This is a genomic window from Leifsonia lichenia (genome assembly GCF_054780215.1).
This window is the reverse complement of sequence record NZ_BAAGWT010000004.1, coordinates 153,383-176,801: the sequence shown is the minus strand read 5'-3', so window position 1 is coordinate 176,801 and position 23,419 is coordinate 153,383. Positions and strand designations below refer to the sequence as shown.

At 69.5% G+C, this 23,419-nt stretch carries 22 protein-coding genes; 17 read left to right on the top strand and 5 right to left on the bottom strand.

What is annotated here, in order from left to right:
• Positions 1-135: 135 nt before the first annotated feature.
• Positions 136-1,902: a proline--tRNA ligase gene (locus ACYVGI_RS11340; RefSeq protein WP_460632725.1), complete on the top strand. Its 1,767-nt coding sequence runs from the start codon at positions 136-138 to the stop codon at positions 1,900-1,902.
• A 130-nt stretch (positions 1,903-2,032) separates the two neighbouring features.
• Positions 2,033-3,049 carry an endonuclease domain-containing protein gene (locus ACYVGI_RS11335; protein ID WP_460632724.1) on the top strand — a complete coding sequence of 339 codons (1,017 nt, stop codon included), beginning with the start codon at positions 2,033-2,035 and terminating at the stop codon, positions 3,047-3,049.
• A 146-nt stretch (positions 3,050-3,195) separates the two neighbouring features.
• On the opposite strand, the gene ACYVGI_RS11330 is transcribed toward ACYVGI_RS11335, so the two are convergent.
• The gene (locus ACYVGI_RS11330; RefSeq protein WP_460632723.1) at positions 3,196-3,984 is read right to left on the bottom strand and encodes a DUF1206 domain-containing protein; all 789 of its coding nucleotides are present in this window, start codon (positions 3,982-3,984) and stop codon (positions 3,196-3,198) included.
• 106 nt (positions 3,985-4,090) lie between these two features.
• Here ACYVGI_RS11330 and nusA point away from each other — a divergent pair, with 106 nt between their 5' ends.
• From nusA to rbfA, 4 genes are all read left to right on the top strand, one after another.
• On the top strand, positions 4,091-5,098 hold the full coding sequence (nusA, locus tag ACYVGI_RS11325; RefSeq protein WP_055892198.1) for a transcription termination factor NusA: 1,008 nt from the start codon (positions 4,091-4,093) through the stop codon (positions 5,096-5,098).
• Positions 5,099-5,247: 149 nt separating this feature from the next.
• Positions 5,248-5,526: a YlxR family protein gene (locus ACYVGI_RS11320; protein WP_460632722.1), complete on the top strand. Its 279-nt coding sequence runs from the start codon at positions 5,248-5,250 to the stop codon at positions 5,524-5,526.
• An 83-nt stretch (positions 5,527-5,609) separates the two neighbouring features.
• Positions 5,610-8,453: a translation initiation factor IF-2 gene (gene infB, locus ACYVGI_RS11315; RefSeq protein ID WP_460632721.1), complete on the top strand. Its 2,844-nt coding sequence runs from the start codon at positions 5,610-5,612 to the stop codon at positions 8,451-8,453.
• Positions 8,454-8,539: 86 nt separating this feature from the next.
• A complete protein-coding gene (gene rbfA / locus ACYVGI_RS11310) occupies positions 8,540-8,980 on the top strand; it encodes a 30S ribosome-binding factor RbfA (RefSeq protein WP_460632720.1) in 441 nt (146 codons plus the stop codon).
• A gap of 72 nt (positions 8,981-9,052) precedes the next feature.
• On the opposite strand, the gene ACYVGI_RS11305 is transcribed toward rbfA, so the two are convergent.
• Positions 9,053-9,943, bottom strand: coding sequence for an HhH-GPD family protein (locus ACYVGI_RS11305; protein ID WP_460632719.1), 891 nt, complete (start codon positions 9,941-9,943; stop codon positions 9,053-9,055).
• A 56-nt stretch (positions 9,944-9,999) separates the two neighbouring features.
• Here ACYVGI_RS11305 and ACYVGI_RS11300 point away from each other — a divergent pair, with 56 nt between their 5' ends.
• Positions 10,000-10,587, top strand: coding sequence for a nucleoside/nucleotide kinase family protein (locus ACYVGI_RS11300; RefSeq protein WP_460632718.1), 588 nt, complete (start codon positions 10,000-10,002; stop codon positions 10,585-10,587).
• Positions 10,588-10,654: 67 nt separating this feature from the next.
• Here the strand turns inward: ACYVGI_RS11300 and ACYVGI_RS11295 are convergent, their stop codons facing one another.
• Both ACYVGI_RS11295 and ACYVGI_RS11290 read right to left on the bottom strand, forming a co-directional pair.
• Positions 10,655-11,656: a ketopantoate reductase family protein gene (locus tag ACYVGI_RS11295; RefSeq protein WP_460632717.1), complete on the bottom strand. Its 1,002-nt coding sequence runs from the start codon at positions 11,654-11,656 to the stop codon at positions 10,655-10,657.
• A 101-nt stretch (positions 11,657-11,757) separates the two neighbouring features.
• Positions 11,758-13,233 (bottom strand): DHA2 family efflux MFS transporter permease subunit, encoded by a 1,476-nt coding sequence (locus ACYVGI_RS11290; protein WP_460632716.1) that lies wholly within the window; start codon positions 13,231-13,233, stop codon positions 11,758-11,760.
• A gap of 80 nt (positions 13,234-13,313) precedes the next feature.
• On the opposite strand from ACYVGI_RS11290, the gene ACYVGI_RS11285 reads away from it, so the two are divergent.
• From ACYVGI_RS11285 to ACYVGI_RS11260, 6 genes are read left to right on the top strand one after another with little or no spacing between them, the layout of a single operon-like run.
• The gene (locus tag ACYVGI_RS11285) at positions 13,314-13,928 is read left to right on the top strand and encodes a TetR/AcrR family transcriptional regulator (protein WP_460632715.1); all 615 of its coding nucleotides are present in this window, start codon (positions 13,314-13,316) and stop codon (positions 13,926-13,928) included.
• On the top strand, positions 13,925-14,833 hold the full coding sequence (truB, locus tag ACYVGI_RS11280; protein WP_460632714.1) for a tRNA pseudouridine(55) synthase TruB: 909 nt from the start codon (positions 13,925-13,927) through the stop codon (positions 14,831-14,833). The genes ACYVGI_RS11285 and truB overlap by 4 nt, the downstream gene beginning before the upstream one ends.
• Positions 14,830-15,198: a hypothetical protein gene (locus tag ACYVGI_RS11275; protein WP_460632713.1), complete on the top strand. Its 369-nt coding sequence runs from the start codon at positions 14,830-14,832 to the stop codon at positions 15,196-15,198. Before truB ends, ACYVGI_RS11275 begins: the two co-directional genes overlap by 4 nt.
• 59 nt (positions 15,199-15,257) lie before the next feature.
• Positions 15,258-15,734 (top strand): hypothetical protein, encoded by a 477-nt coding sequence (locus tag ACYVGI_RS11270; RefSeq protein ID WP_460632712.1) that lies wholly within the window; start codon positions 15,258-15,260, stop codon positions 15,732-15,734.
• The gene (locus ACYVGI_RS11265; RefSeq protein WP_460632711.1) at positions 15,731-16,675 is read left to right on the top strand and encodes a bifunctional riboflavin kinase/FAD synthetase; all 945 of its coding nucleotides are present in this window, start codon (positions 15,731-15,733) and stop codon (positions 16,673-16,675) included. Before ACYVGI_RS11270 ends, ACYVGI_RS11265 begins: the two co-directional genes overlap by 4 nt.
• A complete protein-coding gene (locus ACYVGI_RS11260; RefSeq protein WP_460632710.1) occupies positions 16,675-17,892 on the top strand; it encodes an MFS transporter in 1,218 nt (405 codons plus the stop codon). The genes ACYVGI_RS11265 and ACYVGI_RS11260 overlap by 1 nt, the downstream gene beginning before the upstream one ends.
• Positions 17,893-17,981: 89 nt before the next feature.
• On the opposite strand, the gene ACYVGI_RS11255 is transcribed toward ACYVGI_RS11260, so the two are convergent.
• The gene (locus ACYVGI_RS11255; protein ID WP_460632709.1) at positions 17,982-18,923 is read right to left on the bottom strand and encodes an ROK family protein; all 942 of its coding nucleotides are present in this window, start codon (positions 18,921-18,923) and stop codon (positions 17,982-17,984) included.
• A gap of 98 nt (positions 18,924-19,021) precedes the next feature.
• Here ACYVGI_RS11255 and ACYVGI_RS11250 point away from each other — a divergent pair, with 98 nt between their 5' ends.
• From ACYVGI_RS11250 to ACYVGI_RS11235, 4 genes are read left to right on the top strand one after another with little or no spacing between them, the layout of a single operon-like run.
• Positions 19,022-19,972: a sugar-binding transcriptional regulator gene (locus ACYVGI_RS11250; protein WP_460632708.1), complete on the top strand. Its 951-nt coding sequence runs from the start codon at positions 19,022-19,024 to the stop codon at positions 19,970-19,972.
• A 13-nt stretch (positions 19,973-19,985) separates the two neighbouring features.
• Positions 19,986-21,017, top strand: a complete 1,032-nt coding sequence (gene deoC / locus ACYVGI_RS11245; RefSeq protein WP_460632707.1) for a deoxyribose-phosphate aldolase — start codon at positions 19,986-19,988, stop codon at positions 21,015-21,017.
• Positions 21,018-21,040: 23 nt separating this feature from the next.
• Entirely contained in the window at positions 21,041-22,549 is a 1,509-nt protein-coding gene (locus ACYVGI_RS11240) for an aldehyde dehydrogenase family protein (protein ID WP_460632706.1), read from the top strand.
• Positions 22,546-23,406 carry an aldehyde dehydrogenase family protein gene (locus tag ACYVGI_RS11235; protein ID WP_460632705.1) on the top strand — a complete coding sequence of 287 codons (861 nt, stop codon included), beginning with the start codon at positions 22,546-22,548 and terminating at the stop codon, positions 23,404-23,406. Before ACYVGI_RS11240 ends, ACYVGI_RS11235 begins: the two co-directional genes overlap by 4 nt.
• Positions 23,407-23,419: the final 13 nt, after the last annotated feature.

Below are 23,419 nucleotides of genomic sequence, written 5' to 3'. Positions count from 1 at the left end.
GAGCCGGATGCGCATCCCCCTTTGGACGCATCCCTCGGCGCGCATCCCTGGGCGCGCATCCCTCGGCGCGCATCCCTGGGCGCGCATCCACCCGCTGAAACATCGGCCGCCGTCGCCTCCGTCTAACATGGAACGGTGCCTACACGCCTGACGAACTATTTCCTCCGCACCCTCCGTGAAGACCCCTCCGACGCCGAGGTCACCAGCCACAGGCTGCTGGTTCGCGCCGGCTACATCCGGCGCCAGGCGCCAGGCATCTTCGCGTGGCTGCCGCTCGGCCTGCGCGTGAAAGCCAAGATCGAGGCGATCATCCGCGAGGAGATGTCCGCTGCGGGTGCGCACGAGGTGCACTTCCCCGCGCTGCTGCCGCGCGAGCCGTACGAGGTCACCGGCAGGTGGGAGGAGTACGGCGACGGTCTCTTCCGCCTGCAGGACCGCAAGGGCGCCGACTACCTGCTGGCGCCGACCCACGAAGAGGCGTTCACGCTGCTCGTGAAAGACCTGTACTCGAGCTACAAGGATCTGCCGCTGGCGATCTACCAGATCCAGGACAAGTACCGCGACGAGGCGCGCCCCCGCGCGGGTCTCCTGCGCGGCCGCGAGTTCACGATGAAGGACGCGTACACCTTCGACTACACGGATGCGGGGCTCGACGCCAGCTACCAGTCGCAGCGCGACGCGTACGAGCGCATCTTCACCAGGCTCGGACTGTCCTACGTGATCGTTCAGGCCGACGCCGGTGCGATGGGGGGCTCCCGCAGCGAGGAGTTCCTGCACCCGACCGCGGTCGGCGAGGACACCTTCGTGCGCTCGGAGGGCGGATACGCGGCCAACGTCGAGGCGTTCACCACGCTCGCGCCCGCCGCGCGCTCGTACGAGAAGCTGACCCCTCAGGAGGTGCTCGACACCCCGAACACGCCGACCATCCAGACCCTGGTGGATGTGGCGAACGAGAAGCACCCGCGGCCGGACGGCCGCGCCTGGACGGCAGCGGACACGCTCAAGAACGTCGTGCTCGCGGTGACGCACCTGGACGGCACGCGCGAGCTGGTCGTCGTCGGCCTGCCGGGCGACCGCGAGGTCGAGCTGAAGCGTGCCGAGGTGGCGTTCGCGCCTGGCGAGGTCGAGCCTGCGACCGACGCCGACTTCCAGAAGCATCCCGGCCTGGTGAAGGGCTACATCGGTCCCTGGGGCGTGGACGGCGCCGTGCTCGGCGAGGAGTCGGCCACGGGTATCCGCTACCTGGTCGACCCGCGGGTGGTGGACGGCTCCGGCTGGATCACCGGCGCGAACATCGACGGCAAGCACGTCTTCGGCCTGGTGGCCGGACGCGACTTCGCGTGGGACGGCACGGTCGAGGTGGCCGAGGTCAAGGCGGGCGACCCAGCACCGGACGGCTCCGGTCCCGTCGAGCTCGCCCGCGGAATGGAGATCGGGCACGTCTTCCAGCTCGGCCGCAAGTACGCCGACGCGTTCGGCCTCAAGGTGCTGGACGAGAACGGCAAGCTCGTCACGGTCACGATGGGCTCATACGGCATCGGCGTCACGCGCATCCTGGCCATCATCGCGGAGGAGAACAACGACGACAGGGGCCTGATCTGGCCGGAGTCCGTCGCGCCGTTCGACGTGCACGTCGTCGCCGCAGGCCGCGACCAGCTCGCGTTCGAGGTCGCCGAGCAGGTCACGGCGTCGCTGGAGGCCGCAGGACGTGAGGTGCTGCTCGACGACCGCCCCAAGGTCTCGCCCGGCGTGAAGTTCGGCGACGCCGAGCTCATCGGCGTGCCGCACGTGCTCGTCGTCGGCCGCGGCGCCGCGGACGGTGAGGTCGAGCTCTGGGACCGCCGCACCGGCTCCCGCGAGACCCTCCCCATCGCCGCCGCGCTCGCGGCGCTCGGGGCGTAACGCACGACTCGTGCGAAAGGTGCGGTCGCGTCCGTCGCGACCGCACCTTTCGCACGAGTCCACAGGGCCGGTTGTCCACAGAATCAGTGGATGCGCGGCCTCGGCCCCGCGTTTCGGCGACGGTGGATGCATGACTCAGGCACGCATCCTCCCTCACGAACTCCAGAACGCTCCCTTCGCCACCGCGGCGGCCATCGCGGTTGGCGTGGCACCGCGACGCCTCCGGGCGCGGGATGTGCAGCATCCCTTCCACGGAGTGAACAGCACGAGAACGGTGGAGAGCGTGCTGGACCGCGCAGCCGCATACCGATCGCGAATGCTGCCCGGCCAGGTGTTCAGCCATGAGACCGCTGCCGCGCTCTACGGGTTCCCGCTCCCCGCGGAGGGGCGACGGCTCGCAGACCTGCATGTCAGCGTGCCGTTTCCGCGAACGCCGCCGCGCGCTAGAGGCGTGCGCGGACACAGCCTCGCCAGGGTCGAGGAGCGGGCGGTCGACGGGCTGCCCGTCTGCTCGCCCGTACAGGTGTGGCGGCAACTCGGTGCGTCGCTGTCCGGCCAGGAGCTGACCGCTGTTGGCGACCACATCGTCGGCGCTCGGGACAGGGACGCGCTGGCGACGGTCGAACAGGTGCGCGATGCCGCGGGCAGCGTGGGTCGCACGCCCGGCGCCGCGGCGCTGCGCTGGGCGGCTGAGCGCATCCGATTCGGCGCGGACTCGCGCCCGGAGACCCTGCTGCGGCTGGCGCTGGTCGACGCCGGGCTGGGGGAACCCGCTGTGAACCCGCCGCTGTTCTTCGGGGCGATGCTCCTGCATCCCGATCTGGCATACGTCGACGAACGCGTGATCCTCGAGTACGAGGGCGACGGTCACCGCACCGACGCCGCGCAGTGGCACGCCGACATCGGGCGGCACGACGCGATGGTCGCCGCCGGGTGGCGCGTCGTCCGCGTCACCCGGCGCGATCTGTTCGTGGACCGCCCAGCGTTCCTGCGTCGCATGGCCGAACTGCTGACGTCGCGCGCGGCCGCGGGGTCGGGTGGGGTGTCGCCGCGCGCGCTTGCCGGGTCGCGGGGTTGGTCGGCTCGTGCGAAAGGTGCGGTGCGGGAGCCTGCGACCGCGCGTTTCGCACGACTCGTGCCCGGCTAGAGGCGGACGGCTCGTGCGAAAGGTGCGGTGCGGGAGCCTGCGACCGCGTGTTTGGCACGACTCGTGCCCGGCTAGTGGTGGTCGGCTCGTGCGAAAGGTGCGGTGCGGGAGCCTGCGACCGCGTGTTTCGCACGACTCGTGCCCGGCTAGAGGCGGACGGCGACCGCTCGCACGCACCAGAAGACGCCGTAGGCGATCAGGCCGATGGCGATCAGGATGAGCAGGAAGACGCCGAAAGGGAGCTGGGTGAGCGACTTCAGCGCGCCGTCGAGGCCGCTCGCCTTGCCGGGGTCGAACGTGACAGCGCCGGCGACAACCAGGCCGCCGACGATGCCGAGGGCGACGCCCTTGGAGATGTAACCGACGCGGCCGAGGGTCGTCGTGACGCCCGCCAGCGCGTTCGGAGGCAGGCGGAGACCGCGCTCGAAGCGGTGGGTGACGCCGTTCACGATGAAACCGATGCCGACCCCGACGATCGCGAGGCCGATGGCGGCGAGGAGGAAGACGCCGCCGGGCAGCGAGAGCAGACGGGAGCTCGCGGACGTCTCCGACGAGGAGGCGTCGGAGCGACCGCCTGCCGCGATGCCGATGGCGGTGACGGCGAGCACGGCGTACACGATGCCCTTGGCGATCTCCACGACACGGGTGGTCGCCTTGGGTGCCACGATGGTCTGCAGGATCTGCCAGAGCGCCAGGGCGATCAGCCCGACGATCACCGCCCAGACCACGAACAGCCCGCCCGGCACCGCCACCAGCGCCTGGAGAGCGCCGGACTGGTCGGCGTCGCCCCCTCCTCCTGCGCCGAAGGCGACGGCGAGGGCGATGGCGCCGATCAGGATGTGCAGGATGCCGATGGCCGCGTTTCCGACCCTGGCGAGGACGCGGACGGCCGGGATGCGCTCGACGCGTCTGGCTGCAGACGTTGGGGAGGTCATGATCCGAACGGTACCCCCGTTCCGGCCGGTCGGATCATCGGGTACCGTAGTTAGTCGAGTCCGTCGCGCTGAACGCGACGGCGAGATCTGAATAGAGGAGGCCGGCATGGACATCGACCTCAGCGTCTTGCGTCTCATGGAACGCGAGCGAGAGATTCCCTTCGACGAGCTGGTGCAGATCATCGAGCAGGCGATTCTGACCGCCTACCTGAAGCACACTGACCAGGCCGACCACCGCCACGGTCACACGGAAGAGCCACCGGCCGCCAGGGTTCACCTGGACAGGAAGACCGGCCACGTCACCGTGTACGTCCCCGAGAAGGACGAAGAGGGCAACGTCATCGGCGAGGCGGAGGACAGCCCGAGCGACTTCGGCCGCATCGCGGCGTTCGCCGCGAAGCAGGTCATCAACCAGCGGCTCCGCGACATCGCGGACGACGCCGTGCTCGGCGAGTTCCGCGGTCGCGAGGGCGACATCGTCGCCGGTGTCATCCAGCAGGGTCCAAATCCGCGGATGATCCATGTCGACCTCGGCAGCGTCGAGGCGATCCTGCCGCCCGAGGAGCAGGTGCCGGGCGAGGAGTACACGCACGGGTCGCGCATCCGGGTGTATGTGACCAGCGTGTCGAAGGGGCTGAAGGGTCCGCAGATCACGGTCTCGCGCACGCACCCCGCACTGGTGCGCAAGCTGTTCGCGCTCGAGGTCCCAGAGATCGCCAGCGGCGTCGTCGAGATCGTCTCGCTCGCTCGCGAGGCCGGTCACCGCACCAAGATCGCGGTGCGTGCCACCGAGCCGGGAGTGAACGCCAAGGGCGCCTGCATCGGCGAGCTCGGCCAGCGGGTCAGGGCCGTGACCGCGGAGCTGAACAACGAGAAGATCGACATCGTCGACTACTCGCCAGACCTGGCCACGTTCGTGTCGAGCGCCCTGTCGCCCGCGAAGGTCACCAGCGCGTTCGTCATCGACGAATCGCTGAAGGCCGTCCGTGCGCTCGTGCCCGACTACCAGCTCTCGCTCGCCATCGGCAAGGAAGGCCAGAACGCCCGTCTCGCCGCGAAGCTGACGGGCGCGAAGATCGACATCCAGCCCGACTCGATCCTGGACAAAGAATGAGGTCGGGATGGATGACGATCTTCGCGCCGTGCCGACGCGACGGAGTCGTGGCGACACGGTTGCCGCAGGCACGCAAGCACGACATCCAGCCCGACTCGATCCTGGACAAGGAGTAGCCGCGCAGGACCTGGGCGGTGCGCGGGTGTAAGATGGAAGCTGTTAGAACGTGCGTCGGATGCCGTTCTCGCGCTCCCCGGCCCTCACTTCTGAGGGTCGTCGCCCAGAACTCGAAACTCGTGGTGGACCATTCCGCCACGCTTCCTGGGCGAGGTGCGTGGCTGCATCCGGTCGTCGGGTGTCTCGACAAAGCCCTGCAAAGGCACGCCTTCGGGCGGGCCTTGAAGGTCGATGGGATGCTCGATACGACGGCCATCCAGGCCGCACTTGAAGAGAACAGGCTGAACGGCACAGTGAACTCAAATGAGTGACAACTAATGAGCGGCTCGAAATGAGACCCGTCCGTAACTAACGGTCTGCCCTGCTAGGGGTAGACCCCCTAGACAGGAGAATTGTGGCTGCCAAACCACGCGTACACGAGGTCGCTACCGAACTCGGAGTAGACAGCAAGATCGCTCTTGCGAAACTGAAAGAAATGGGCGAGTTCGTCAAGGGACCGTCCTCCAGCATCGAACCGCCCGTGGCGCGCAAGCTTCGCGCCGCCCTCGAGGCGGACGGCTTCACGGCCGACAAGGCTGCCGCGGCAGCATCCACCGAGCAGAAGGCCGCCGCGCCCAAGTCGGGTGCGACGAGCTCTGCTCCGACGCCCGGCGCGACGCGCCCGTCGTCCGCACCCAACCCGGGCGGCACCGCTCCCAAGCCGGCAGCCCCGCTGTCCGTCGCCGAGCGTCAGGCCCTCGCGGAGCAGAAGGCCGCCGCCGAGAAGGCGGAGGCCGACAAGGCCGCTGCCGACGCTAAGGCGAAGGCGGCACAGGATGCTCCGGCAGACGCAGCGAAGACGGAAGCCCCGTCGGACGCCGTCAAGCCGAACACCCCGCGCCCCGCAGGCGGAAACGCCGCAGGGAGCAGCAGCATCCCGCGTCCGGGCGCACCGCGTCCTGGCAACAACCCGTTCGCATCCAATCAGGGCATGGGTCAGCGCCCGAGCGCTCCGCGTCCTGGCAACAACCCGTTCGCGAGCTCGCAGGGCATGGGCCAGCGCCCGACGCCGGGCAACATCCCGCGTCCGACGCCTCCGCGTCCCGGCTCGCCGCGTCCCGGCGCGCCCGGCGCAGGTGGAAACCGCCCGGGTCAGCGCCCTGGCGGCGCAGGCGGAAGCCGCCCAGGCTTCCAGCAGCGTCCAGGTAGCGGTGGAGCAGGAGCAGGCGCAGGCGCCGGCGGCGGCTTCCAGCGTCCGGGCGGCGGCTTCGGTGGCCCGCGTCCCGCGGGTGGCGGAGGCGGCCGAGGTCGCGGACCCGGCGGCGGCACCGCCGGTGCGTTCGGTCGCGGTGGCGGCAAGAGCAAGGCCCGCAAGTCGAAGCGCGCCAAGAGGCAGGAATTCGAGCTGAGGGAAGCTCCGTCGCTGGGCGGCGTGAGCGTTCCCCGTGGCGACGGCAACACCGTCGTGCGACTGCGCCGCGGCGCATCCATCTCGGACTTCGCAGACAAGATCGACGCGAGCCCCGGAAACCTGGTCACCGTGCTGTTCCACCTCGGTGAGATGGCGACGGCGACCGAGTCGCTCGACGAGGCCACGTTCGGCGTGCTGGGCGAAGAGCTCGGCTACAAGGTGCAGATCGTGTCCCCGGAAGACGAGGACAAGGAGCTGCTCGAAGGCTTCGACATCGACCTCGACCAGGAGCTCGAGGACGAGACGGACGAAGATCTCGAGATCCGCCCGCCGGTGGTCACCGTCATGGGTCACGTCGACCACGGTAAGACCCGACTTCTCGACGCGATCCGCAACGCGAACGTCGTCGCAGGCGAGGCCGGTGGCATCACCCAGCACATCGGTGCATACCAGGTGTGGACCGAGCACGAGGGCATCGAGCGCGCCATCACCTTCATCGACACCCCCGGTCACGAGGCGTTCACCGCCATGCGTGCCCGTGGTGCGCAGGTCACCGACATCGCGATCCTCGTGGTCGCGGCGGACGACGGCATCATGCCGCAGACCATCGAGGCCCTGAACCACGCCCAGGCGGCCGGTGTGCCGATCGTGGTCGCGGTGAACAAGATCGACAAGCCGGACGCCAACCCGGCCAAGGTGCGTCAGCAGCTCACCGAGTTCGGTCTGGTCGCGGAGGAGTACGGCGGAGACGTCATGTTCGTCGACGTGTCCGCTCGGAACGACATCGGCATCCAGGACCTCCTGGACGCGGTGCTGCTCACCGCGGACGCCGGTCTCGACCTGCGCTCCAACCCCAACAAGGATGCGCGCGGTATCGCGATCGAGGCCAAGCTCGACAAGGGCCGTGGTGCTGTCGCAACCGTGCTCATCCAGTCGGGTACGCTCCGCGTCGGAGACTCGATCGTGGCCGGTACGGCGTACGGCCGCGTCCGTGCGATGGTCGACGAGAACGGCGACGCCGTCCACGAGGCCTTCCCGTCGCGTCCCGTGCAGGTGCAGGGTCTCTCCAGCGTTCCGCGCGCCGGTGACACCTTCCTCGTCACCGAGGAGGACCGCACCGCCCGTCAGATCGCCGAGAAGCGCGAAGCCGCCGAGCGCAACGCCATGCTGGCGAAGTCGCGCAAGCGCATCTCGCTCGAGGACTTCACCCGTGCTCTGGAAGAGGGCAAGGTCGAAGCGCTCAACCTCATCATCAAGGGCGACGTCTCCGGTGCCGTGGAGGCCCTGGAAGAGTCCCTGATGAAGATCGAGGTCGACGACTCGGTCCAGCTCCGCATCCTGCACCGCGGCGTCGGTGCGATCACCGAGTCGGACATCGACCTGGCGACCATCGACAACGCGATCGTGATCGGCTTCAACGTCCGCCCGGACGTCAAGGCTCGTGAGCGTGCCGCCCGCGAGGGTGTGGATGTGCGCTTCTACTCGGTCATCTACAACGCGATCGACGACATCGAGAACTCCCTCAAGGGAATGCTCAAGCCGGAGTTCGAAGAGGTCCAGTCCGGTGTCGCCGAGATTCGCGAGGTGTTCCGCTCCTCCAAGTTCGGCAACATCGCCGGTGTCATCGTCCGCTCCGGAACGATCACGCGCAACGCCAAGGCGCGCGTCATCCGCGACGGCGTCGTGGTGGGCGACAACCTCACCATCGAGTCGCTGCGCCGGTTCAAGGACGACGTCACCGAGGTGCGTACAGACTTCGAGGCCGGTATCGGGCTCGGCAAGTTCAACGACATCCAGATCGGCGACGAGATCGAGACGACCGAAATGCGGGAGAAGCCCCGCGTCTAGGCAGGGATAGGAGGTCCGGAGGGTTCGCTCTCCGGGCCTCCTCCCATCCCGGCAGGTGGCATCACAGCAGGTGAAGGAGAGACAACATGGCTGATCCGGCACGCGCGAGGAAGCTCGCGGACAGAATCAAGGTCATCATCGCCAAGCGGCTCGAGCGCGGCGTGCGCGACCCGCGCATGGGCTTCGTGACGATCACGGATGTGCAGGTGACGGGCGATCTGCAGCACGCGTCGGTCTTCTACACCGTGTACGGCACCGACGAGGAGCGCACCGACACGGCGGCGGCCCTGGCTGCGGCCACCGGGATGCTGCGCAGCGAGGTGGGCAAGAACATCACCGCGCGCCTGACTCCGTCGCTGGAGTTCATCCTGGATGCGATCCCGGAGAACGCGGCGCACATCGAGGACCTGCTGCGCGAAGCGCGTCAGCGCGACACCGAGGTGGCCGGCCTGGCCGCCGGCGCCGCATACGCGGGCGACGAGGACCCGTACGTCAAGCCGCGCGACGAGGACGACGAAGAAGACTAGAAGCAATCGAGCCGGGACTTCTGTACGCAGCGCTTCGGCGCGTCGCGTGCAGAAGTCCCGGCTCGATTTGCGTTAGGGGAGCGTGTAGCCGGAGCCGGAACCGGCATCGACGGCGACGGCGAGGCCGTCGGCGAGGAGACCGGCGAGTGCGCGGTCGCGCTGGGCGGCGTCCGGCCACACGGCTTCGAGTTCGGCGGCGGTGACCGGGATGTGCGAGGCGCGCAGCTCGGCCAGGATGCGCCCGCGCACCTGGCGATCGCTTCCCTCGTACTTCTTCTGCACGGCCTTCTTCGGCCCGACGTACGCCGGATAGCCCGCCTGCCGCCACGCGCACACCTCGGCGAGTGGGCAGGTGTCGCAGCGCGGCGTCCTAGCGACGCACACCAGAGCGCCGAGCTCCATCATTCCGGCGTTGAAGGCGGCCGCGGCTGCGCGGCCGGTGGGGAGCAGCGCATCCATCGCCGCGAGGTCGCGTCTGCCCGGCGGGCCCGGCTCGCCCTGACCGTCGACCGCGCGGGCGATGACGCGGCGGATGTTCGTGTCGACCACCGGGTGCCGGTTGCCGTAGGCGAACACCGCGACGGCGCGCGCCGTGTAGTCGCCGATGCCAGGGAGGGCGAGCAGAGCATCCACATCCTCCGGGACGATGCCGTCGTGGCGTTCGGTGATGGCGACGGCGCAGGCGTGCAGCCAGAGGGCACGGCGCGGATAGCCGAGCGACTGCCACGCGCGCACGGCCTCGCCGGAAGGGACCGCGGCGAGATCGGCCGGGGTCGGCCAGCGCGTCAGCCACTCTTCCAGGCGCGGGATCACGCGGCTCACCGGAGTCTGCTGCAGCATGAACTCGCTGACCAGGGTGCCCCAGGCGGTGAAGCCGTCTCTGCGCCACGGAAGGTCGCGGCGGTTGGCGTGGAACCAGTCGATGACGGCGGACGAGAACGTGTCGAGCTCCGCATCCACCATCGTTCCAGCGTAATCGTTGCGGGGCGTTCGACAGGTTCGCGGCTTAGGCTCGTGCCATGAAGCTTCCACCGACGCCGCGCGTCCTGTTCCTCCGTGAACTGGTCGGCGAGGTGACGCGCAGTTACGGGCACGGGCGCACCATGGTGGCCGTCGACGGCACGACGGACACCGCGCCGTTCGCCGACGACCTCGCCGAGGTGTTCCGCGAGGCAGGGTATGACACGTTCCGGTCGTCGATGACCGACTTCCACCGACCGCGCGCCGATCGAACGAGGCTCGGCCAGGAGTCGGACCTCGACTACTACCGTTCGTCGTTCGACTACGTGACGTTTCGGCGCGTGCTGATCGACCCGTACCGGATGGCGGGGAGCACCGGCTTCCAGACCGCGGCGTTCGACGAGCGGCGGGATGTGCCGATCGAGAGCCGCTGGGAGACCACAGGCCAGGATGCGGTGCTGGTGGTCGACGGCGAGTTCCTGCTGAGGCCGGAGCTGCGCGGGATCTGGCACTACTCCGTCGCTCTGGTGAACACGCCGCAGGACCCGATCTACGAGAACGACGCGGAGCCGCGGATGTGGGCGAGCGCCCTCGTCGACGACAGCGATCCTGACGTGCCGCGGCGGGTGTTCGCCGATAGCTGCTGAACCGGTGGTGGCCGGTGGTGACGGCTGCCGGTGACGGTGGCGGTGCCGGTGACGGTGGCGGTGACGGCTACAGCACAGCGCGCATCCGGTCGGCGACGACGGCGGGCGCGATGAACGCGCGCGTGCGCTCCACCTCGTGCACCAGGCCGACGATGGCGGCGTTGATCGGCGCTTCCCGCCCGAGCTCCTGTGCCTCGCCGACGATCGCGCCGTTGAGGTAGTCGATCTCGGTGAGCTGGCCGCGACGGATGCTCTGCAGCGTCGACCCTGGGTTGGGGGTCGCTCCCATCCGGCGTCGCATCGTGAGCGGCACGAGCTGGCCGGCCCAGAGCGGAGCCGCGGCGACGAACCGCAGGATGCCGTTGCTCAGGCCCTGGATGCTGCCGTAGCGGATCCCGCGGTCGAAGCCGACCCTGACCGCCTCGCGCATACTGGCCGTGACGATGCGGCGCAGCGCGGCGTCGCCGAGTGTGTCCTGCGCGCTCAGTCCGGTGATGGCAGGCATGGCGTTGATCTGGTTGACGATGAGTTTCGTCCACTGGGCGCCGTCGAAGTTGGCGACGGCGAACGTCGGCATGGCGGCGTCGAGGACGCGGGTGGCGAAGACGGCGGCCTCCGGCGGCTCGCCGCTCCCGGCGCCGATGTAGGTGTTGGCCGCTGTCGTGACGCTGACTCTGCCGGGGGAGAGGAAGCTCGCCGCGTAGAGGGCGAGGGCGCCGACGCACTCGGAGCCCGGCAGCATGGTCGCGGCCTGGCGCAGTCCGGTGAGTCCGTTCTGCACGACGACCACGGGGATGCCGCCGAGCAGGTGCTGGTTCTCACGGATGGCTGCAGCCGCATCCTGGGCCTTGGTGCAGAGGAACGCCAGCTCCGGCTGCGTGCGCAGGATCTCGTCGGCGTCGATCCTGGCGGTGTGCGAGCCCCACGCGCCGTCGAGGCGGAGCCCGTCTGCGCGGATGGCGTCGAGCTGCGCCCCGCGCGCCGTCACCTCGATCTGGTGGCCGACGCGATCGAGCAGGGCTGCGATGGTGCCGCCGATGGCTCCCGCTCCGATGACGCCGATCCGCATCCCCCCACCCTAGCCGCGAACGAGTGGTCCCGAATTGCCGTGCGCCGGGGAGGGCGCACGGCAATTCGGGACCACTCAGGGATGGCGCGGGGAGAGGCGCGCTAGTCGACCAGCGCGGCGGCCTGGGCGGAGCCCTCGGCGGCGACCGCCTCGGTGATCTCGGCCTCCGCGTCCTGGCGACGGCGGCGGACGATGCCGGAGGGCAGCGCGAGCGAGATCACAGCGGCGACCGCGAGCACACCCGCGCCGACCCAGATGGCCGGGATGGCCGCATCCACATAGCCCGTCGGGGTGAGCGTGCCGCCCGCGCCCGTGAACACCGCGGTGAGCACGGCGATGCCGAGGGCCACGCCGATCTCGCGGAGGGTGGAGTTGGTGCCGGACGCCTTCGCGTGGTCCGCCGGTTTCATGTTGGCGAGCACCGCGGTGGAGCTCGGCGCGAACACCAGGCCCATGCCGATCCCCGCGAGAGCGAACGGCGGCCACATCGACGAGTACGCGAGGTCGGCCGACAGGGTCAGCGCGATCCAGGCCATGGCCACGGCCAGGAAGGTGAGGCCGAGCAGGATCGGCAGCCGGGTGCCCGTGCGACCGGATACGAGGCCGGTGAGCGGCGCGACGACCATGGGAGCGAGCGTCCACGGCATCGTCATCACACCGGCTTCGAGCGGCGTGTGGCCCTGCACCACCTGCAGGAACTGGATGAGGATGAACACCGCCCCGAAGATGCCGAAGCTGAACGTCACGCCGACCAGGTTGGCCACGGTGAAGCTGCGGTCGCGGAACAGTCGCAGCGGCAGCAGAGGGGCGGATGCGCGGCCCTCCCAGAACACGAACGCCACGAGCAGCGCTGCGCCGGCGATCAGCGCGCCGAGCACTTCGAAGCTGTCCCAGCCTGCGTCGTTGCCGCGGACGATCCCGAACACGATGCCGAGGACGCCGGGGCCGGCGAGCAGCAGGCCGACGATGTCGGCGCGGACGCGCTCGCCGAAGCTGTTCGGCAGGGCGGCGAGCACGAGGGGGACGGCGATGACGCCGAGCGGGACGTTCAGCCAGAAGATCGCCTGCCAGTTCCAGCCCTGCACGACGGCGCCGCCGATCAGCGGGCCGGTCGCGACGCCGAGCCCCGCGATGCCTCCCCAGATGCCGATGGCGGCGGGGCGCAGCTTGGCGCTGACGCTGCCTGCCAGGAGGGTGAGCGAGAGCGGCATGAGGGCGGCGGCTCCCACGCCCTGCACGGCGCGGGCGAGGATGAGCATCCACGGTTCGGTGGCGAGGGCGCTGGCGGCGGAGGCGAGCGTGAAGATGGCGATGCCGCTGAGGAAGACCGTGCGGCGTCCGAACCGGTCGCCGAGGGCGACGGCCATGAGCATGAAGGTGGCGAAGCTGAGGGTGTACGCGTTAATGACCCACTGCAGCTCTTCGATGGAGGCGCTGAGGTCTTTCGCGATCACGGGCAGTGCGCTGGTGACGACGAGGTTGTCGAGGGTCGCCATGAACATCGGGAGCGATGCGGCGACGATGGCCAGCCAGATCGGGATGCGGCGGGCGGTGGATGGGGACGACATGCTGCACATCCTGTCGATTTCGCGGGATTGTTGTTATCGGATGATTACAACAGGACCGAGATTAGTAATCAACTGATAACCTGTCAAGTGTGACCGACAAGATCAGTGAACGCATCCCGTCGGGGGAGCGCCGAGAGCAGATCCTCGCCGCCGCCAGCCTCGTCTTCGGGGAGCGCGGATACTTCGGGGCGACCACCGACCAGATCGCGAAGGCGGCCGGCATCAGCCAGCCGTACGTCGTGCGGATGTTCGGCAGCAAGGAGAACCTCTTCGTCGAGGTGCTCTCCCGCGCGCTCGACAAGTTGCTCGTGACGTTCACCGAGACGATCGACGAGTGGAAGGCCGACGGCTCGCCAGACGACCAGATCGGCCGCCTGCTCGGCACCGCATACGTCAACCTGATCGAGGACCGCGGGCTGCTGCTTTCGCTCATGCAGGCGTTCAGCATGGGCCACGACCCCGTGATCGGCGAGAAGGCCAGGCAGGGGTTCATCAGCATCTACCGGCTGCTGCGCGACGACGCCGGCTTCGAGCCGGAGCGCGTCCGCACCTTCCTCGCAGAGGGGATGCTGCTCAACACACTCCTCGGACTGCGCCTGCCGGAGAAGTACGGGCTGGACGAGGCCGCCACCGAACTCCTCGAGTGCACCTTCCAGACCAAGCTGCAGCTCGTGCTCGACGTCGTCGGCGAGAAGAGCGCATGACGGGCTCCGGCATCCTGCTGGTCGACAAGCCGCAGGGCTGGACCAGCCACGACATCGTCGCGCGCACCAGGCGCCTCGCCGGCACCCGCAAGGTCGGCCACGCAGGCACGCTCGACCCGATGGCGACCGGGCTGCTGATCGTCGGCCTCAACTCCTCCACCCGGCTGCTGACGTACATCGTCGGCACCGACAAGGAATACCTGGCGACCATCCGGCTCGGCGCCACGACCACCACGGACGACGCTGAGGGCGACATCGTGGCGGAGGCTGCTCTGGATGCGGTCGCAGCCGTCGCCGACGATGCCATCCGCTCCGGGATCGCCGACCTCACCGGTGAGATCGAGCAGGTGCCGAGCTCCGTCAGCGCAATCAAAGTCGACGGAAAGCGGGCGTACGCCAGGGTGCGGGCGGGGGAGGAGGTCGTGCTGAAGGCGCGGCCCGTCACCGTCTCGGAGTTCGAACTGCTCGACGTGCGCCGGTCGGAGGTCGCCATCGACCTCGACGTGCGCGTCGTCTGCTCGTCGGGCACATACATCCGGTCCCTCGCGCGCGACCTCGGCGCAGCGCTCGGCGTCGGAGGGCACCTCACGGCGCTGCGGCGCACCAGGGTGGGGGAGTTCCGGGTGGAGGACGCGCATCCCATCGAGTCCGTCGACGTCGCCGCCGCGCTCGTGCCTGCGGCAGAGGCGGCCACGACGCTGTTCGAGCGCTTCGACCTCACCGAGCAGCAGGCCATCGACCTGACCCACGGGAAGCGCATCCACGTGGCGGAAAGAGAGAATGGAAACGGCGTGCCGCTCGCGGCCATCGCGCCGACCGGCCACCTGGTGGGGCTCATCGAGTTCCGCGGAAAGGAAGCAAGAACCCTCGTGAACTTCCCGACAGACGAGATCGCGACCGCATGATCGAGTGGTTCACGACGGCGCAGGTGATCGTCGCCGCCGTCGCAGGCGTGCTCTGCATCGTGCTCGGATTCGCGGGCCGGGTGCCGGGCGACGTCAGCATGGGCGCGCTTGCGCTCGTCGAGGTGCTGCTGATCGCGCAGCTCATCGTGACCATCGTCGCGCCGGCGGTGGGAAACGAGCCGAGCGGGAGCCTGCCCGAGTTCTACATCTATTTGATCTCCGCGCTCATCCTGCCGCTGGCGGGAGGGTTCTGGGCGCTGATCGAACGCAACAAGTGGTCGACGGTCATCCTGGGCGGCGTGTGTCTCGCCATCGCCGTGATGGTCTACCGGATGGGCCAGATCTGGTTCGTGCAGGGCGCCTGAGCCCGGCACGGGATGCGCGGTGCTGGGCAGCCCGCGCTGCGCGAATAGAATCGTAGGCGATGTCACACCACACCATGTCCGCACGCGACCACTCGGAGGACCCCACCGCGAAGCGGCGGATCACCGGCATCGGCCGCGTGCTCGTCTTCGTCTACGGCGTGCTCGCGCTCGCGGCGACGGGGCGCAGCGTCTTCCAGATCATCGACCGGTTCCACGAGGCGCCGGTCGCCTTCACCCTGTCGGCACTGGCCGCCGTGGTCTACATCGTGGCGACCGTCGCCCTGGTCGCGCCGGGACGCGCCTGGTACCGGGTGGCCTGGATCACGATCACCTTCGAGCTGGTCGGCGTGCTCGTCATCGGCTCGCTCAGCCTGTTCGCGCCGGAGGCCCTCGGCCTGCACGACGTCGACCCGTTCGGCCGCGACGCCACCGTGTGGTCGGTGTACGGCATGGGTTACCTGTTCATCCCGCTGGTGCTTCCGATCCTCGGACTGATCTACCTGCGCGGGCACAAGCCGCGGGGAGCGGCATCGTGAAGCTGTTCCGATCGGTGGCGGAGATCCCGGAGGGCTTCGGCCCGAGCGCGGTGACCATCGGCAAGTTCGACGGCGTGCACACGGGGCACCGTGCCGTCATCGGCAGGCTCTGCGAGGTCGCACGCGAGCGGGGGCTCACCCCGACCGTGATCACCTTCGACAGGAACCCGCTCGAACTGCTGGCGCCGGAGAAGTGCCCGACCGCCCTCGTCAGCGTCGAGCAGAAACTCGACCTCCTCGCCGGAACAGGGGTGGAGGCGACGGTGCTCGTCGCGTTCGACCGCGCGCTCGCCGAACTGTCGCCGGAAGAGTTCGTCCACCACATTCTGGTCGACAGGCTGCACGCGGCCGCCGTCCTCGTCGGAAGCGACTTCCGGTTCGGGCACCGCGGCGCTGGCGACGTCGACCTGCTGCGCGAGCTCGGCCAGAAGTACGGCTTCGTCGTGCACCTCATCGACGATGTGCGGCCGGAGCACGGCAGACGCGTCTCCTCCACCTGGATCAGGGAACTGCTCGCAGAGGGAGACGTCGGGCACGCGGGCGAGCTGCTTGGCCACATCCCGACCCTGCGCGGCGTGGTCGTGCACGGGGCGAAGCGGGGCAGGGAGCTGGGCTTCCCGACCGCGAACCTCTCGCCGGAATCGGAAGGGCTGATCCCGGCGGACGGCGTATACGCCGGATGGCTCACCGACGGAGACGACCGCTATCCGGCAGCGATCTCGGTCGGCAACAACCCGACGTTCGAGGGCGTGCCGCAGAAGCAGGTCGAGGCGTACGTGCTCGACAGAGACCTGGACCTCTACGACCACCACGTGGAGATCGCGTTCGTCGAGCGCATCAGGGGTATGGTCGCGTACGCGGGCGTCGAGCCGCTGATCGCGCAGATTTCGGCCGACGTCGACACCGCCAGGCGCATTCTGCAGCCCGAGAACGCCACCTGATGGCGGACGCCCCCGCGCGACCGCTCTGGCACGGTCGCGCAATCGCGCTCGTGGGCATCCTGCTGGTCGCCAGCAATCTGCGCACCGCGGTCGCAGCGCTGTCGCCGATCTTCGCGGAGATCCGCACGGAGTTCGCCGTCACGAGCGTCGGCGTCGGCCTGCTCGGGATGCTCCCGCCGATCTTCTTCGCGCTGTTCGGGCTGCTCGCGCCGTCGCTCACCCGCAAGGCCAGCCTCGAAGGCGTGATGATCGCCGCGCTCTGCGTGATGCTGCTCGGGCACGTCCTGCGCGCCACAGCCGGATCGTTCGCGATGCTGGCCATCGGCTCCGCCGTGACGTTCGCCGGAATGGGCGTCGGCAACGTGCTGCTTCCTCCGCTGGTGAAACGGTACTTCCCCGACCGGATCGGCCTGGTCACCTCGCTCTACGCGACGGTGATGTCGGTGAGCACGCTGCTGCCGCCGCTGATCGCGGTTCCGGTGGCCGACGCATCCAACTGGCACGTCTCCGTCGGGATGTGGGGCGTGGTGAGCCTGCTGGCGATCCTGCCCTGGCTGCGCATCGTCCTGACCAGGCGGCCCGTGCATCCCGCGCACGACGTGGAGGTGGAGGCGGCGGAGCCCGCGATGCTCGGAAAGGTGTGGCACGCCCCGCTCGCCTGGGCGATGGCGGTGGTGTTCGCCGCGTCGAGCCTCAACGCGTACGCGATGTTCGCCTGGCTGCCGGAGATCCTGCACGACGTCGCGGGATCGACGCCGGTGGAGGCTGGGGCGCTGCTGTCGCTGTACGCGGGCATGGGCATCCCGGCCGGGCTGCTGGTGCCGCTGCTGGCCGCCAGGATGCGCAACGTCGCCCTGCTGCTGTACGCGGGTGTCGGGTTCTTCGTCGCCGGCTACCTCGGGCTGATCCTGGCGCCGGGCACGGCCACCTGGCTGTGGGTGGTGTTCGCCGGTCTCGGGCCGCTGCTGTTCCCGCTGTGCCTGGTGCTGATCAATGTGCGCACGCGGACCCACGAGGGCTCTGTTGCGCTCAGCGGTTTCACGCAGGGCCTCGGCTACACGCTCGGCGCGCTCGGGCCGCTCGCGGTGGGCGTGCTGCACCAGCTCACCGGCGACTGGACTGTCGCCCTCATCGTCCTGATCGGCACCGCCCTCGCCGCGGCCCTGGCGGGCACCGTCGTCGCCCGCCCGCACGCCCTCGAGGACCACTTCCGCTGACCCCCCCCCAGCAATCGAGCCCAGCCTTTTTCACCTTAAGAGCGCGATTTGCGGTGAAAAAGCCTGGGCTCGATTGCTGGAGGACGGGGCTAGGGGAGGAGGTGGGCGCGGTGGATGAGGGCGGCGGCGCCGATGAGGGGACCCTCGGAGGAGAGGGCGGAGGGGATGATGCGGACCTTGCGCACGTAGGGGAAGTAGTGGTTCTCGATGACGCGGCGCATGTGGTCGAACAGGTCGGGCGTCGAGTGCGAGAAGCCGCCGCCGATGGCGACCAGCTCCAGGTCGAGCAGTGCGGTCGCCGACGCGATGGCGCGCCCGACGGCCTCGCCCGTGCGCGCAATGGCCTGGTGCGCCACCTCGTCGCCCGCGGCGTACGCGGCCGCCAGCTCCTCGCCCGTGGTGCCGGTGAAGCCGTGCTGACGCGCCCACGCGACGGTGTGCGGCCCTGAGGCGATGGCTTCGAGCGCGCTGGGGTTGCCGAAGGTGTCCTCTCCGACGATCTCGCCGACCTCCACGTGGCCGATGTGCCCTGCGTTGCCGGTCGGGCCGGTGATGACGCGGCCGCCGACGATGAGGCCGCCTCCGATGCCGGTCGAGACGACCATCCCCATCACGTTGTCGACGCCCTGTGCTGCGCCCACCCAGTGCTCGGCGAGGGTGATCGCGACGCCGTCCATCTCCAGCGTGACCGGGATGTCGAGCCCGGCGTCCGCCACGACGCCCGCGATGAAGTCGCGCATCGGGTAGTCGCGCCAGTGCGGCACGTTCAGCGGGGAGACCAGACCCCGGATGCGGTCGATCGGTCCGGCGCAGCCGATGCCCGCTCCGATGAGCACGGCGTCGGCGGGAACCGCAGCGATGGCGTCGCGCACGACGCCGCCGACCGAGGCCTCGAGGTCCGGGACGGTGGCCGTGCGGCCGGTCGGGCGGCGGAAGCGGGTGGATTCGACCAGGCGGCCATCTGCATCGACGAGCGCGGCTTCGACTTTGGTTCCGCCGAAGTCGACGGCGAGAGCGAGGGGAGTGGGCACGACCTTTACCCTAAAGGAAACAACCGATGCTCATATGAGCAACATGCGCGCAAGCGTTGCTCGGACGCGCAATCGGTTCCTAAGGTGGAAGGGTGGCCATGAACGACACCGATGAGATCCTCGCCGTCAAAGCCGCTGAGCTGTACTACGAGGCGGGCAAGACCCAGGACGAGATCGGTCTCGCCCTCAGCGTCAGCCGCTGGAAGGTCGGGCGGTTGCTCGTCGCAGCGCGCGAGCACGGCTTCGTGCGCATCGAGATCGTGCACCCGAGCGCCAGACGGTTCTCGCTGGAGCGCGAGCTCTGCGGCTTCTACGACCTTCAGGACGCCGTCGTCGTGCCCACCCTCGACACCGACTCGGATGTGCAGGCCCGCGTCGCGCAGGCCGCAGCCGACTACCTCACCACGCTTCGACCCGTTCCGCGCACGCTCGGCGTGAGCTGGGGCCGCACCCTGCACGCCGTCGCCGCGCGCCTGCGGCCAGGCTGGGCCGTCGGCGTGAACCCGGTGCAGATCAACGGAAGCGTGTCGAGCACGCGCCAGGCCACCGCGGCGGCCGACACCGCCGTCGTGATCGCGCGCAAGGCGCAGGGCACGGCCACGCTGCTGCCGAGCCCTGCCATCTTCGAGCACGCCGCCACCCGCCGCGCCATCGAGGCCGACCGCTCGGTGCAGAGCGTGCTCGCCCTGGCGAGGAGCGCATCCGCGTACCTGTTCAGCGCCGGTGTGGTCGACACGAGCTCCGTGCACGTCGACTCCGGCTACCTCACGGCAGACGACGTCGCCTCGCTCGCCGCCAAGGGAGCGGTCGGCGACGTCGTCGGCCGGTTCATCACAGAGGACGGCCAGGTGGCCGACCCTGAACTCGACGGACGGACCCTCGGCATCTCGCTGGACGAACTGCGCGCAGCGCGCACCAGCATCGCCGTGATCGCAGGCGAGACCAAGCACAGGGTGGCCCACGCCATCGTGTCGAGTGGGCTCTGCAGCACGCTCATCACCGACGAATCCACCGCGAACCACCTGCTCGGCCGCACAGCGGCGAGCTGAAAGAAGGAGTGACGTGACCATCGAAACGACGCCGCCCGTGCGAACCCTCGCACCGGCGGCCCGGGCCGTCGAGGTGCTCGGAGGCGACTTCACGGAAGCCTCCCTGCGCCGCTACCTGAACGGCATTCCCGGGGTCGACGCTGTCGGCCTCGAACAGCGCGCCGCCGGACTCGGCACCCGCTCCATCAAGACCACGAGCAAGGCCTGGGCGCTCGACAAGATCATCGAGCTGATCGACCTCACCACCCTTGAAGGCGCAGACACGCCAGGCAAGGTGCGCTCGCTCGTCGCCAAGGCCCTCACCCCCGACCCTGGCGACCTCACCGCGCCGCGACCGGCCGCCGTGTGCGTGTACGGCGACATGGTGCCGTACGCGGTGGAGGCGCTCGGCGCATCCCACGCCGGGCGCTCCGGCGGCGCACCGGGGAGCGTGAACGTCGCGGCCGTCGCGACCGCGTTCCCGAGCGGGCGCGCATCCCTCGCCGTCAAGCTGGCGGACACGGCGGACGCCGTCGCGGCCGGTGCGGACGAGATCGACATGGTCATCGACCGCGGCGCGTTCCTCGCCGGCCGCTACGGGCTCGTCTTCGACGAGATCGTGGCCGTCAAGGAGGCCTGCCGCCGCGCGGACGGCTCGTACGCGCACCTCAAGGTCATCCTGGAGACCGGCGAACTGAACACGTACGACAACGTGCGCCGCGCATCCTGGCTGTCGATCCTGGCGGGCGGCGACTTCATCAAGACGTCCACCGGCAAGGTCTCGCCCGCGGCGACGCTGCCCGTCACCCTGCTGATGCTCGAGGTCGTTCGCGACTGGCACAAGCTCACCGGCGAGGAGATCGGCGTGAAGCCCGCGGGAGGCATCCGCTCGTCCAAGGACGCCATCAAATACCTCGTGACCGTGGCGGAGACGGTGGGAGAGCGCTGGCTCCAGCCGCACCTGTTCCGGTTCGGCGCATCCAGCCTGCTGAACGATGTGCTGCTGCAGCGCCAGAAGCTGACGACCGGGCACTACTCCGGCGCCGACTACGTCACGATCGACTGACCGAAGAGACCGAAGGCAGAACAATGAGTTTTCTCGAATACGCACCGGCGCCGGAGTCTCGGGCCATCCTGAACCTCCGCGACCAGTACGGCCTGTTCATCGACGGCGAGTTCGTCGAGGGCAACGGCACCCCGTTCCAGACCATCTCCCCGGCCACCGAGGAGCGCATCGCGACCATCGCCACCGCGAACACCGCCGACGTGGATGCGGCCGTCGCCGCCGCCCGCCGGGCATACGAGCGCACCTGGTCCAGGATGAGCGGGAGCGACCGCGGCAAGTACCTGTTCCGCATCGCACGCCTCGTGCAGGAGCGCGCCCGTGAGCTCGCCGTCGCGGAGAGTCTCGACAACGGCAAGCCGATCAAGGAGAGCAGGGATGTGGACGTCCCGCTCGTCGCCGCCTGGTTCTTCTACTACGCGGGATGGGCGGACAAGCTCGACCACGCCGGTCTCGGCCCTGCGCCCCGCGCGCTCGGCGTCGCCGCCCAGGTCATCCCGTGGAACTTCCCGCTGCTCATGCTCGCGTGGAAGATCGCACCGGCCCTCGCCGCCGGAAACACCGTCGTGCTCAAGCCGGCGGAGACCACACCGCTGACCGCTCTGCTGTTCGCCGAGATCGTGCAGCAGGCCGGTCTGCCTGCTGGTGTCGTCAACATCGTCACCGGCGCGGGGGAGACCGGGCGCGACCTGGTCAACCACCCGGATGTGAACAAGGTCGCCTTCACCGGCTCCACCGCGGTGGGCCGCGAGATCGCGCGAGCGGTCTCAGGCACGGACAAGAAGCTCACCCTGGAGCTCGGCGGCAAGGCGGCGAACATCGTCTTCGACGACGCGCCGATCGACCAGGCGGTCGAGGGCATCGTCAACGGCATCTTCTTCAACCAGGGCCACGTCTGCTGCGCCGGCAGCAGGCTCCTGGTGCAGGAGAGCATCCACGACGAGGTCGTCGACCGGCTGAAGAACCGCCTGTCGACGCTGCGCCTCGGCGACCCGCTCGACAAGAACACCGACATCGGGGCGATCAACAGCGCCGAGCAGCTTCAGCGCATCCGGGAGCTGTCCGACATCGGAGAGGCGGAGGGCGCGGACCGCTGGACGGCCGACTGCGCCATCCCGGAGAACGGCTTCTGGTTCGCGCCGACGATCTTCGACAACGTGTCCACCAGCCACCGGATCGCCCGCGAGGAGATCTTCGGACCCGTGCTGTCCGTGCTCACCTTCCGCACCCCGGCCGAGGCCATCGCCAAGGCGAACAACACCCCGTACGGCCTGTCGGCCGGAATCTGGAGCGACAAGGGCAGCCGCATCCTGGCCGTCGCAGACAAGCTCCGCGCCGGTGTGATCTGGGCGAACACGTTCAACCGGTTCGACCCTGCCAGCCCGTTCGGCGGCTACAAGGAGTCCGGCTACGGCCGCGAAGGAGGCCGCCACGGACTCGCGGCGTACCTCACGCCCGGACGCGCGCTCTCCGGCTCGTCCGCCGGTGCGCTGACCGCCGCATCCACCACGACCCGCAAGGGAGCGAAGAAATGAGCCGCCTGACCGTGCCGAAGACGTACAAGCTCTACATCGGCGGAAAGTTCCCGCGCAGCGAATCCGGCCGCACGTACGAGGTCGTCTCGGCGAAGGGCGCGTTCCTGGCGAACGCCGCGAAGGCCTCCCGCAAGGACGCCAGGGATGCGGTCGTCGCCGCCCGAGGAGCCCTCGGCGGCTGGGCGGGCGCGACCGCATACAACCGCGGCCAGGTGCTCTACCGCATCGCGGAGCTGATGGAGGGCCGACGTGCCCAGTTCGTCGACGAGGTGCAGCAGACGGAGGGCGTCTCGGCGTCCGTCGCAGGCGCCCAGGTGGACGAGGCCATCGACCGCTGGGTCTGGTACGCGGGCTGGGCGGACAAGTTCGCCCAGGTCGTCGGAAACGCCAACCCGGTCGCAGGACCGTACTTCAACATCTCGGTGCCGGAGCCGACCGGCGTCGTCGCGATCGTGGCGCCGCAGGACAGCGGCCTGCTCGGGTTCGTCAGCGCCGTCGCGCCGGCGCTGGTGGCGGGGAACACGGTCGTCGTCGTGGCGAGCGAGCGCTTCCCGCTGTCGGCGATCAGCCTGAGCGAGGTGCTCGCGACCAGCGACGTGCCTGGCGGTGTGGTGAACATCCTGACCGGCTCCCCGGCCGAGATCGCCCCGTGGCTGGCGTCGCACGCCGACGTCAACGCGCTCGACCTGGTCGGCGCTGGCGCGCTGGAGTGGATCGACCTGCAGATCGCCGCGGCCGACACTCTCAAGCGCGTGCTCACCCCGGAGAACGGGCCGGACGCGGCTGCCCCGTCGCTCGACCGGATCGCGTTCTTCACGGAGACGAAGACGGTCTGGCACACCAAGTCGCTGATCTGATCCGGGGCGGATC